The following is a 12,534-nucleotide window of genomic DNA, read 5'->3' on the forward strand; positions in this document are numbered from 1 at the left end:
TCAAATGATGCCGACCATCGGCGCGTTCTCCTGCACCCGATCCCAGGCTGCGGAATTCCGGCCGCCCGCCCGAAGAACGTTGGCCAGGCGTTCACGCATGATGATGTTGGTCCCATCCGAGTGCAGCCAGATGGAGGCGTCGCGCAGAAGCTTCTCGATTCCGTTCTCGCGCATCACGCCCGCACCGCCCCACAACTCCATCGCCTTGCGTGCGGACTCGAAGACTCGCTCGGAGGCAACGAGCTTGGGCGTGATGGCGAGGATGGGGTCGAATGTCTCGGGCGATCGTGCCTGCCACGCCGCTCGCCAGATGTAGTTGCGGGTGAGGTCGACGTTGACGTACATGTCGGCGAGGTAAGACCCGACAGCTTGATGTTCGACAATGGGCTTGCCACCCTGCACTCGGTGTCGACACCAATCGAGTGTGCGGTCGAAACATTCACGGGCGATGCCGAGTGCACACGCAGCCGCGTACGAATTGCTGGCGCGCAGAAGCCGACCCACGCTCTGCAGGGCAAGGCCAGGCTCGCCAAGCGTCGCCCCGTCGGGAACGAACACACCCTCGTAGAAGATCTCGGAGTTGTTCGCGATTCTCTCCCCGCTCTTGTCGTGCACTTTCCCGATTCGCAGTCCCGGTGAGTCGGCGGGGACGACGAATGCTGTCACCGACTCCGTGATGGGCCCTTCGCGATCGGTTCGCGCGAAACACAGAATGGTGTCCGATCGGTTGGCATTGGAGATGTAGTGCTTGAACCCGTTGATGACGTGTCCTCCGTCGACCTTCTGCGCGAAGGTCTGCATCCCCGCGCCCGGAGCTCGGTACGGCAGCAGATTGTCCGATGCAGCGTTTGGTTCGGTGAACGATGCCGCGAACAGGCCTCTGGGGTTGGCAGCGTTACGAGCCAGGTAGCGCGCGTGCTGGTCCGTTGTGCCCAGTTCGTGCAACATCTGTCCGAACTTCCAGTGTTGCGCCAGCACGACGGCGCTGCCCAGGTCTGCCGCGGCAATCTCTTCGAGAATGACTGTGTTGGTGACATAGTCGGTGGACGAGCCGCCGAACTCCGGTGGTAGGGGAGCCTGTCGAAGGCCACGGGCATCGGCTTCTTCGACGATGGCCCACGACCATGCGGCCTCCGGGTCGGGTTGTGCATCGAGTTCCGCCGCAACGGGTCTGATGACCTCGGTCGCGAAATCTCTCGCTACGTCACGCCAATGAATCATTTCGGGGGTGGGTGTGAAATCCATGATTTTCGACTTTCTATCCGATGTGGGTGGAAGTGCGCTGGGGGGATGGCAGGGCAAAGGACAGCAGCGCACCGATGAAGGCGAGCCCGGCTCCTGCCCACCACGCGGCTCGGAGACCGTCGAGGAGGTCGCCTCCGGTGCCGCCCGATTGCAGAACGGTCGAACTGGCGGCGGCGACGCTCAGGATGGCTGCGAGTCCGATGGCCCCGCCGAGACGGTATGTGGTCGAAATCAATCCGGATACGGTGCCCGATTCGGCACTCGACGTGCCTTGTGCGCCGGCGATGAACGAGGTCGCCTGCGCGATGCCCCAACCCAGCGACCACAGAATGGACGGTCCGAGGAACGCTGACGCGAAACTGTCGTCGGATCCGATCTGAGTGCTCCAGAGCAGGCCCACGGCGGAGAGCATCAAACCCGCACCGAGCGATTGCCGTAGGCCCACCTTTTCGATCAGCATTTGAACGCGGGTGGACGCGGCGAACAGGATGATGCTGATGGGGAGGAACGCAAAGCCTGCTGCTACGGGGTCGAATCCGTGCTCACGCTGCAGATAGATCGTGTAGGTGAAGTAGGTGACCTGTCCCAGCGCGCCGGTGATCGCAACGATGACAATCCCTATCGAGACCGAGCGGTTGCGGAAGATGCCGAGGTCGACCAGCGGGGCCTCGGCCCGGCGCTGCCACAGCGTGAACAGAGCCACGACCACAGCTCCCGATCCGAGGAAGACGAGCGTGGTGAACGCCGTCCATCCACTGTCCCCGGCGATCGCGACCCCGTAGGCGATTGTCGACAGTCCCACGGCCGCGAGCATTGCACCGAGCACGTCGGGCCGACCGACAGTACGAGAACGGCCTGCTGGCAGGAGGGCGGAGCCTGCCAGAACGGCAACGCCCACAGGGACATTGACCAAGAAGTTCCACCGCCACGATGCGGACGTGAGGAGTCCACCCGCCAGCATCCCGACGCCTCCTGCGAGTCCGGACATGGCTCCCCACAGTCCGAGCACCCTGTTGCGCTGCGAACCTTCGAACTCTGCCACCAGGATCGCCATGGCAACCGGAGACATCGCCGCGGCACCGACGCCTTGAACACCGCGAGCTGCGATCAATTCGATGGAGGTGGAGGCCAATCCGCATGCGAGCGAGGCGAGGGTGAACAACAGCATGCCGGCGATGAACACCCGCCTGCGGCCGATGTAGTCGCCCACACGTGCGCCGAGTAGGAGCAGTCCGCCGAAGGGTAGAGCGTACGCGTTGACGACCCAGGGGAGGGCGGATCCGGAGAGTCCCAGGGAGTCCTGCATGGACGGTAGGGCGACGTTGACGATCGTGGCGTCCATCGAGACCATGAACTGAGATCCGACGAGTATCAACGTCACGAGCGCAGTTGCCTGCTTCGATGTACCGAGACGCCGTGGACGGTGGATCTGGTCGGTCATTGTCGGAGCTCACGGGAATCTCGCAGCGCGGCAATGGTGTCGGCCGCATCGCGTAGAGACGCTGCCTGCAGCAGCAATTTCGCCGGAATATCGACGGTGAGGTCGGATTGCAGCCGTGTCTTCACCTCGAGCGACATAATCGAGTCGAGTCCGATGTCGCGTGCGCGCGAATCGGCCGACAGCTTTGCCTTGGGCTTGCGCAGTGTGCTCGCCACTGTGGTCATCAACAGGTCTAGTACGTCCACGTCCGTGGCAGTCTCCGCACTGTTCTGTTGGGCAGCAGACGTTTTCGCCGCCGGGGCGGACGAAGCAGCCGGAGCTGCCGGAGGCACAGGCGAGCGGGCAGGCTCGGCGGAACGAGGGGCGGCAGGCTGGGGTGCCGAGGGTTGCGCGGGGGCGGTCGCGGTACGTGCAGGGGTCGACGCCGGGAGTCGCGTGTCGGCAATGCCGACGGGGTTCACCTCGATACGCCCGGACAATCGAATGTGCAGTCCGGAGGTGGGCTCGACGATGTCGAGGTCGCCGGACAGCACGATCGACGACCCGGCAGAGGGAGCCGGTGCGATGGTCACCTGCGGTGCAAGTGGGCCGGCGACCTCGTTGTGACGCCAATGACTGTCGATCGGTGCGGATGTTCGGACGTTCACGCCGGTGAGTTCGGCCATCGTTTCATTCCTTTCGTCGAGTACGACGACGTCGGCTCGGGTGGTTCCGTCGACACCGTTGTCGCGAAGGGTGATGTGACTGGTCATAGTGGTTGCCGATCCGAGGATGCGTATTCGATCGATGTGTTCGGCCACCATCCAGCCCGGTCGTTCGAGCAATGCAAGCAGCGGAGTCAGGCATGCTTCGATCAACGCGGGGTGCAACGGCGATCCGTCGTCCTCGAGAACATCAGGGCGAACGACGTTGGCAGACAGGGCACCACGTGCCCGGTGCACCGCCTGCACGCCGCGTAGTCGAGGGCCCCAATCGAGGCCACCCGCCTGTGCTGCGGAGTAGAAATCGGATCCGACCACCGTCGATCCGTGCACGGGTGTCACCGTCACCGGAGTTGAGTCCACCGAGTCGTCGATGGTGCACTCGAAGTATCGAACTCCGCGGTCGTCGATCAGTTCGCATCGAACTTCGTTCTCGGACTGCACGTGTGCATCGATGAACAACGCAGAATCGGCGGTGAACAGCGGCTCGAAGAAGTGCGCATCTCGGATCGTCACGTGATCCGTGCCCAGAATCGACACCGCCACTCGTCGAGCATGCTCGATCATGGTGGCACCCGAGATCATGGGCGATCCCAGTAGCACGTGTTCGTCCAGATACGGCGACTGTGCTGCATTCAGGATGATCGGGTGGGTCTGCTTCGGGGTGTCTGCCGTTGGTATCAAGTTCCTGTCGAACGCATCGTCTAGCCAGAAGCGTTCTCGTTGCCACGCGTAGCGGGGCATGGGCACGCATCGTCCGTTTTCGTACAGAGCGGCGAAGTCGATGTCGATGCCGGCCGCGTACAGCGCGGCCACATTCTGCAGGATTTCGGCACGTTCCGGTTGGTTGCGGGTGGTGGTGGATACCGTCACGCTGTCGGTGCCCGAGTCGTTGTCACGAATTGCGCTGCTCAGTAGAGGATGCGGTGAAATTTCGACAAAGACGGTGGGTCGGTCGGAGGCGATGTTGGAAATAGCCTCCTCGAATCGAACTCGGTTGCGCAGGTTCGAGGCCCAGTAGTCCGCATCCAGTTCATCGCCGTCGATTCGTGCTGCCACGACCGTGGAGAAGAAGTCGATCTCGGTGGTGCGTGGCGTGAGATCGGCGAGATCGGCAGCAAGCGGCCGCGTCAGTGGGTCCATCTGCGGACTGTGGCTGGCCACGTCCACGGCAACGCGTCGGACGAAGTAACCGGCGTCGTCGAGGTTCTTCTCGGCGTCGTCAATGTGCGTAGTTGGGCCCGAGATCACCGTCGAGGTCGAGCTGTTGACGACCGCGACCACGACGTCGGTGTTGTTGTCCGTGATCCACTGTTCCATGACGGTGGCCGGAGCACCGACCACGAGCATTGCTCCTTCGCCGGCCACCGTGCTCATCGCGGACGATCGAAGACACATGATACGTGCACCGTCAGCGACGCTCAGAGCGCCCGAAATGCATGCTGCCGCAACTTCTCCCATGCTATGGCCGACGACGATGCTTGGATCGACTCCGAAACGCTGCCAGGTTCGCGCTAGCGCCACCTGCATGGCCCACAGGCTCGGTTGCACGATGTCGATGCGGTCCCACTGCTGCGTATCGTCGGTCAACGCGTCGATCAAGGACCACCCGGCGGCGTCGAAGATCGCTTGCTCGCATTCGAGTACGGCGGATCGGAACGCAGGCGAGGTCTCCAGGAGATCTCTCCCCATGCCGAACCATTGAGATCCCTGCCCGGGGAAGACGAAGACAACTCGACGCGGAATGCGTCGGAGCTGTTCCGGTGGATCGTGCAGGATTGCGCGCAACGCGTCGCTGATCTCGTCGTGGGTCTCGCCCACGACCGCGGCGCGCGCGACGTGATGTGTGCGGCGCATGGCCGCCGTGTGGCATATATCTGCCAGGGCGACATCGGCACCCGAGCCACCCGCACCGAAGTACGCGAGGTGGAAGCGAATGGTGTCGCGCAGTGCTTCTTCGGTGCCGGCGGACAGGGTCAGCAAGTGGGCGGTGCCGGACTCGCTGCATGCGGCGTCGGTCCGAGGCGTCGGGTTCGGTGCCGGTGCCGGTGCTGGGGCGAGGACGACGTGGACGTTGGTGCCCGAGACGCCAAATGCGTTGACGCCGATGACCGCGTGGTCGCCGAGTGGTGTGGCTTCCGTCGGAATTCGTATCGACATTGCGTCCCAATCGATCTCGGGATTGGGGCGGATGAAGTTGAGGTTGGCGGGGATGACACGGTGTTTGCTCGCCAGCACCGCTTTGATCGTTCCCAGGATCCCGGCGGCTGCTTCGGCGTGTCCGATGTTCGTCTTGACGGATCCGACGTACAGCGGGTTCGATGTCGACCGGTCGCGGCCCAGCACGTCGTGGAGGGCACCGAGTTCGACGGGGTCGCCAGCTTGGGTCCCAGTTCCGTGGGCCTCGACGAAGGCGACGGTGCGTGGGTCGATCCGTGCATCGGCGTACGCACGTTCGAGCATCAGTCGTTGACCCGAGCGAGCCGGTGCCATGAATAGGTCACTGCCCGATCCGTCGTTGCTGCTTCCACTGCCTGCGATCACGGCATGGATCGGGTCGCCGTCTGCGAGAGCGTCGTCAAGGGGCCGCAGAAGCAGGACGCCGATCCCTTCGCTTCGGACGAATCCGTCGGCGTCGGCATCACCGAACTTGCAGCGGTTATCGGGGGAGAGCATGCCCGCGTCGGAGAACGCCCGGCTCTCCCATGGCCCGAGTATCAGGTGCACACCGGCCGCGATCGCGGCGGTACACTCGCCGTCCCTGAGGCTGCGACTGGCCAGGTGGACCGCACTGAGCGACGAGGCGCATGCCGAATCTATGGACAGTGCAGGACCATTGAGGTCGAAGACGTACGACACGCGACCTGCCATGGACGAACGCGCGCCGCCGCCCATGACGCCGTACACGTTGGGATCGGAGCGGTGCCGGCGCTCCCAGTAGTTCGAGGTATCGGTACCGACGAATACCCCGGTATTGGTTCCCTGCCACTTCTGTCGTGGGTGGCCCGCGTCCTCTAACGCCTCCCACACACATTCGAGAAGAAGGCGTTGCTGCGGGTCCATCGACTCGGCTTCACGGGGTGAAATGGAGAAGAACTCTGCGTCGAAACCGGCTACGTTGTCCACGAATCCACCGCGTCGCATCCGCGGATCGTCAGTGTCATCGACCCGAAACCTGTTGGCAGGAACGTCGCAGATTGCGTCGACGCCTTCGATCAGAAGGTTCCAGTACTCGTCCACTCCGTGAACTCCTGGTGCTCTGCACGCCATACCTACGATTGCTATGCCGCCCTCGATATCACTGTCGCTATCTGTCGGTCGTTCTCGCATCGCGCACCGTTCCTGTTCGTCAGTACCGAGTAGTGCAGGTCAGTGGGAGATCGTGAGTACAGCTTTTCCGCCGGGCAATTCGCGTCGTTTCATCAGTTCGATGACATGAGTGAGTTCCGACCAATCGACGCAGTACCCGGGTGTCGGATCGATGCGGCCGTCGGCGGCCAAGCTCACGAGCAATTCGAGGTCCTCGCGTTCGGGGTGCGCGACTGCATACGACATGTAGTTGGTGATCGTCGCGCCCTCGTGACCCATGAACGAGAAGACATCGAGCTCGGCCTTGGTGCCGGAACTGTTGCCGATCATTACCAGCGTGCCCTTGGGGGCCAGCACGGACAGTGCGGCTTCGAGTGCTGCACCGCCGACGGATTCGATGATCAGATCGAAGGGACCTGATGCATCCGACGGGGTATCGGTCACCTCGGTTGCCCCGAGTTCGATCAGTTCACTGGCTTCGTTCTCGCCGGCTGTCGTGATCGCTGTGACCGACGCACCTGCGGCACTGGCCAATTGGATCTGAAACCGACCCACGCCGCCGTTGGCTCCGGTGATGAGAACCTTGCGTCCCAGCAGGTCGCCGCCCAAACGTACGGTGCGTAGCGCGGTCAGTCCCGCCATTGGCAGAGCGGCAGCGATGTTGGTGCCCAGTGTATCCGGGAGAACTGCCATTCGATCGGTGCGCACGGCCGCGAGTTCGGACCATCCGGCTCCGTCGACCATTCCGACAATGGGTGTGCCTGCTTTGGGTCCGCTCCCGTCTGCGGCCGCATCGATCACGACGCCACTGATGTCCTGGCCGGGTCGCCAGCCGTGGCCTCTCGCGGCCATGAGGGACAGTTCCCCGCGGTTGACAGAGAACGAATGGATCTGCACGAGAGCCTCATCGGCGGCCGGCTTCGGATCTTCGGCTTCGAGACGTTGGATGGGAGTATCAGAGTCAGGGGTGTTGATCGTCGTGTACATCGGCGTATCCGATCTCGTCGTGTGGTCACACCGAGAGGGTGTGAATCTGTACGACGACGAGTCAACGCCGATCCGTCGGTGTGAACCAGAAGCAATTCGTGCACTCAGCGTTCACGAAAAGCAATCGGAGGTCAGATGTGGGCGCACGCTTCGGCCAGGGCGTCGACGAGCGTGGTCCGTTCTCGTACCGCCAGCCACATCTGTACGACCATGCCGGGATCGGTCACGGGCCGGAAGGTGACGCGTTCGGTCGACATCGCTTGTGCTGAGCCCTCGTACATCGCTGTCCACGATGGTGGTCCCGAGCCGAGTTCGAGCACTGTTGTTTGTAGGTCTCGGAATGGAATTCCCGTGCCCGGCTCGAACCCGGAGTCCGCACAGGCACGGAGCACGGTGGCGGCGAAGGCGGGGTTCTGCTCGGACGGAATCAGGCGCAGCGGAAGGTCCGCCAGATCCGATAGCGCTAGATCGGGTTTGGAAGCCAGCGGATGGCGCGTGGGAATCGCGACGACGATCCGGTCGACCCAGGCCGGAATGAGGTTCAGGTCCTGGTCGTTTCTGGGCAGGCGAACCAGTGCGGCGTCGAGTGCACCCGAACGGACGGCGTCGAGTTGTTCCCATACCTGCCCGATTTCCAGTGTGACGAGCAGATCGGGAAAATGTGTTCCGAGGTGGTCCAGCAGTAGGTCGACGCGTTTGCCTGACCCGCCTGCTATTCCCAATCGAAGATGCGGTGGTGCGTCGGACTCGTCGGAGCGAGATCGCACAGCCGCAGCGGCATGTGACACAGCATCGAGCACTGCTCGAGCTTCTGGGACCAGCCTGCACCCCGCGGCGGTCAGCGCTACTTGGCGTTTGGACCTGTCGAACAGCGGCTGGCCCAGCTCGTGTTCGAGTCTTCGTATCTGTTGACTGACCACGGCCTGGACCACGTGCAATCGCTCCGCCGAACGGGCGAAATGCAGTTCTTCGGCGACCACTAGAAAGTACCTGAGCTGCTTGATCTCCATGTCGAAACCGCCCCCTGCTCGGACTCCGCGTTCCTAGAACCTACCGATCAGTATCCAGCGTGTACCGCAAGGGCGCACGAAGGAAAGCCGTCGTTCGTCAGTGCGGAGCGTGGTTCCCATCGCTGTACACGGTCGCTTGTGAGGCGAGTCACGCGCTGTTACCCTTCTTACCAGAGGACAGTAATCTAATTCTCATTTAATGAGAACCAGTAGGGGTTATCGGACGAACCTCTCCTTTTCCATCCGACAGTCCAGGCACGTGCGACAAGCGAAGCAGGAGAACAGTGACTCGATACGACATTGCCGTCATCCCCGGCGACGGAATCGGAACCGAAGTGGTGGATGCCGCCCTGACCGTCCTGAAAAAATGTGAAGCGCGCTACGGGTTGGAGATGGAATACGCATTCCATGACTTCAGTGCAGATCTGTACCGCCGCACGGGGCGCAGGATCACCGAGGCGGACATGGACGAGATAGGAAAGTCCGACGCCGTGTTGTTCGGCGCGATGGGCCTACCTGATGTCCGTGATCCCGAAGGGCTCGAGCTCGGCGCTCAGGTCGAAATGCGCGCGCACTACGGACTTTTCTCGAGTCTCCGGCCGGTTCGGCTGTTCCGAGGAGTCGATAGTGCTGTGAAGGCGGAACACATCGACATGCTCGTGATTCGCGAGACGACCGAGGGCATGTTCGCTGGATTGGCCGACGTGCACGAGCCCAGCGACGAGCAGGCGAGCGATCGGATGACGATCACCCGGGCCAATTGCGAGAGGCTCTTCGCAATGGCCTTCGGGCAGGCGCGGGAGCGCCGCAAGAGGGGAACGCCGGGGCACGTGACGTTGCTGCACAAGTCGAATGCCCTGCGCAGCAATGTCCTCATGGAGAAAGTCTTCGACGAGGTTGCGGCGAAGAACCCCGATATCGGGAGCGCAAAGCTCTACATCGATGCGGGATCCATGCTGATGGTCACCGACCCCGGGCGCTTCGACGTCGTGGTCACCGAGAACATTTTCGGCGATATCGTGTCCGAGATCGCAGCAGGTCTCGTCGGAGGTCTCGGTGTCGCGCCGTCGGCCGATGTCAGTTTGGAGCGCGGAGTGTTCCAGCCTTCGCACGGGAGCGCGCCCGATATCGCGGGCAAAGGCATAGCAAATCCGATCGCGATGATTCTCTCTGCCGCCATGATGCTGGAGTGGCTCGGCGAACGACGCGGAGACGATCGATGCATCGCCGCCGCACGGGGTATCCAGGATGCTGTCGAGTCCGCGCTGGAGTCGGGCCCGCGGTCGCGTGATCTGGGCGGATCGGCAAGTACCCAAGATGTAGTGGGAGCGGTCGTCGACGCTCTGCCGGCCTGATCCAGTGCGGCACCTCGCGTGCTGCGTAGAGATCGACGAGAACCGCGGATCGCGGTTCGACAACGAACACCGAAAGTGACGCCACGACAATGAAAATTTTGTTTGTCAATCCGTTGAAGGACTACATCGACCGAATCACCGAATCCGTTCCGGATGGATTCGAGGTCAAAATCATGTCTTTGGATTCCGACGTGTCCGAGATGTGCGAGGAAGCGGCCGATGCCGACTTCATCATCTCGGGCGTCGACGTTCCGGAGGACGTGTTCCGCGCAGCAAAGAACGTCAAGTTCATCCAGTACATGAGTTCCGGCTACGGGCAACTCTCGCTCCCCGTATTGAACGATCTGGGTGTGCCGGTTGCGCAAATGAAGACGCACTCGATTTCCGTCGCTGAACATGCGCTCACGTTGATGTTGACGTTGCTCAGGCGAATTCCGGCGTCGATGGAGCTGATGAGAGAAGGAAAGTGGCGCCAAGAGCTGGACGAGACCTCGTACTCGGAGCTCTACGGGAAGACCGTCGGAATCGTCGGTCTCGGAAATATCGGTCGCTGGGTGGGCAAGATAGTCCATCACGGGTTCGGAGCCAACGTCGTCTTCTACGACAACGCCGAAATACCCCTCACCGTTTCCGAACTCATCTCGGCTCGGCAGGTCTCACTGTCGGAACTGATGGCCGTATCAGATGTCGTCTGCCTCAGTGTCCCGTTGAACGAGGAATCCGATCGGATGATCGGCCGAGACGAACTGGCGATGATGAAACGCAGCGGGGTTCTCGTCAACGTCGGACGCGGCGAAGTCGTGGACGAGACCGCACTGATCGAACTCCTGCGTGATGGCCGCATCGCCGGTGCCGGCCTGGATGTCTACCAGAGCGAGCCGCTCGACCTATCGAGCGAATTGCTTCGGCTGGATCAGGTCGTGTGCACGCCGCATATGGCCGGAGTCGGCTGGGAGAATGTCCAGCGCAGAATCGAGACCGTGTGGCACAACTTCGATACGGTCCTTCGAGGTGGTATCCCCAGCGGAGTGATCACTACGGTCAAACGTGCGGCTGTCACCGTGGATGCGTGAAGTCCGACTCTGTACCTGACCGCCGACCAGCGGGTCGTAGTTGACAATGGTGTGTCCCCGGTTCAGTGGGGACACACCATTGTTGTCTGTCGACGCAGTCCGGTCGAGGCTCAGAAGTTTCCGCGTGCGGCCTGTTCACGTTCGATGGCCTCGAACAATGCTTTGAAGTTGCCGAGTCCGAAACCGAGCGAGCCGTGGCGTTCGATCAACTCGAAGAAGACCGTGGGTCGATCCACGATGGGCTTGGTGAAGATCTGCAGCAGGTAGCCGTCTTCGTCACGATCGACGAGAATTCCGCGCTTCTGTAGTTCTTCGATGGGTGCTCGAACTTCGCCGATGCGCGCGCGGAGTTCCGGGTCCTCGTAGTAGCTGTCTGGGGTGGTGAGAAATTCGATTCCTTCGGCGCGGAGCTGGTCCACTGCGGTCAGAATGTCGTTCGTGGCCAATGCCAGGTGCTGTGCGCCGGGGCCCTGGTAGAAGTCGAGGTACTCGTCGATCTGGGATCGCTTCTTGGCGATCGCAGGCTCGTTGAGCGGGAACTTCACGCGATGGTTCCCGTTGGACACGACCTTGCTCATCAATGCCGAGTAGTCGGTGGCGATGTCCGCGCCGACGAACTCCGCCATGTTGGTGAAGCCCATGACCCGGTTGTAGAAGTCCACCCACTGGTCCATCTTGCCCAGCTCGACGTTTCCGACGACATGATCGAGTGCCTGAAAGATGCGCTTGGGTGCGCCGTCTCGTTTGACGTAAGCAGATGTTCGCTCGATGTATCCGGGCAGATAGGGGCCGTTGTACCGCGAACGGTCGACGAGAGTGTGCTGGGTGTCCCCGTAGGTGGCGATGGTTGCCGATCGGACGGTTCCGTTGTCGTCGGACGTATCGTGCGGTTCGACGAGGACGGTTGCTCCCTGCGACCGGGCGTGGGCGATGCACTTGTCGACATCGGGGACTGCGAGCGAGATGTCGATAATTCCGTCACCGTGTTTGCGGTGATGTTCGATCAATGAGCTCTGCGGGTCCACGGCACCTTTGATCACGAATCGCACTGCGCCGCTTTTCAGTACGAAGGCATGATGGTCCCGGTTACCTGTCGACGGGCCGGAGTAGGCAACCAGTTCCATCCCGAATGCAGATTGGAAGAAGTGGGCGGTCTGCGTTGCATTACCGACGATCCACACCAGTCCGTCCCACCCGCTGACCGGGAAGGGGTCACGTGCGCCGTCGTATTCCACCAGCCCGACGAGCTGCTGGAGTTGCTCGAGGTCGAGGTCTGCGAGCTGCTCTTCGTTGGTGAGCGTTTGTTCGATGGACATTGATTGTGCTCCTATCGCTGGAAGGGCGGACTGCGCAAGAGTGGATGGCCAGCCGGCGGCAGGACCGTAGCTGTGAACTCAGCAAACCCAACGATGC

At 62.0% G+C, this 12,534-nt stretch carries 8 protein-coding genes; 2 read left to right on the plus strand and 6 right to left on the minus strand.

Translation table 11 applies throughout. From position 1 onward, the window contains the following. The 5 genes from CH294_RS11700 to CH294_RS11720 form a co-directional block, all read right to left on the minus strand. Nucleotides 1–1,245 carry an acyl-CoA dehydrogenase family protein gene (locus tag CH294_RS11700; protein ID WP_094738036.1) on the minus strand — a complete coding sequence of 415 codons (1,245 nt, stop codon included), beginning with the start codon at nucleotides 1,243–1,245 and terminating at the stop codon, nucleotides 1–3. A gap of 13 nt (nucleotides 1,246–1,258) precedes the next feature. Further along, nucleotides 1,259–2,686: an MFS transporter gene (locus CH294_RS11705; protein WP_094738037.1), complete on the minus strand. Its 1,428-nt coding sequence runs from the start codon at nucleotides 2,684–2,686 to the stop codon at nucleotides 1,259–1,261. Then, nucleotides 2,683–6,717, minus strand: coding sequence for a type I polyketide synthase (locus CH294_RS11710; protein ID WP_094738038.1), 4,035 nt, complete (start codon nucleotides 6,715–6,717; stop codon nucleotides 2,683–2,685). Before CH294_RS11710 ends, CH294_RS11705 begins: the two co-directional genes overlap by 4 nt. Before the next feature lie 39 nt (nucleotides 6,718–6,756). Further along, on the minus strand, nucleotides 6,757–7,683 hold the full coding sequence (locus CH294_RS11715; protein WP_094738039.1) for a zinc-binding dehydrogenase: 927 nt from the start codon (nucleotides 7,681–7,683) through the stop codon (nucleotides 6,757–6,759). A gap of 131 nt (nucleotides 7,684–7,814) precedes the next feature. Beyond that, on the minus strand, nucleotides 7,815–8,693 hold the full coding sequence (locus tag CH294_RS11720; RefSeq protein ID WP_094738040.1) for a LysR family transcriptional regulator: 879 nt from the start codon (nucleotides 8,691–8,693) through the stop codon (nucleotides 7,815–7,817). Nucleotides 8,694–8,977: 284 nt separating this feature from the next. Here CH294_RS11720 and CH294_RS11725 point away from each other — a divergent pair, with 284 nt between their 5' ends. Beyond that, complete coding sequence (locus CH294_RS11725) at nucleotides 8,978–10,048, plus strand: isocitrate/isopropylmalate family dehydrogenase (protein WP_094738041.1); 1,071 nt, start codon at nucleotides 8,978–8,980, stop codon at nucleotides 10,046–10,048. Nucleotides 10,049–10,137: 89 nt separating this feature from the next. After that, nucleotides 10,138–11,121, plus strand: a complete 984-nt coding sequence (locus tag CH294_RS11730; RefSeq protein WP_094703687.1) for an NAD(P)-dependent oxidoreductase — start codon at nucleotides 10,138–10,140, stop codon at nucleotides 11,119–11,121. A gap of 110 nt (nucleotides 11,122–11,231) precedes the next feature. Here the strand turns inward: CH294_RS11730 and hppD are convergent, their stop codons facing one another. After that, the gene (hppD, locus tag CH294_RS11735) at nucleotides 11,232–12,437 is read right to left on the minus strand and encodes a 4-hydroxyphenylpyruvate dioxygenase (protein ID WP_037154790.1); all 1,206 of its coding nucleotides are present in this window, start codon (nucleotides 12,435–12,437) and stop codon (nucleotides 11,232–11,234) included. Nucleotides 12,438–12,534: the final 97 nt, after the last annotated feature.

It is taken from the genome of Rhodococcus sp. 14-2483-1-1 (genome assembly GCF_002259335.1).
GTDB lineage: Bacteria > Actinomycetota > Actinomycetes > Mycobacteriales > Mycobacteriaceae > Rhodococcoides.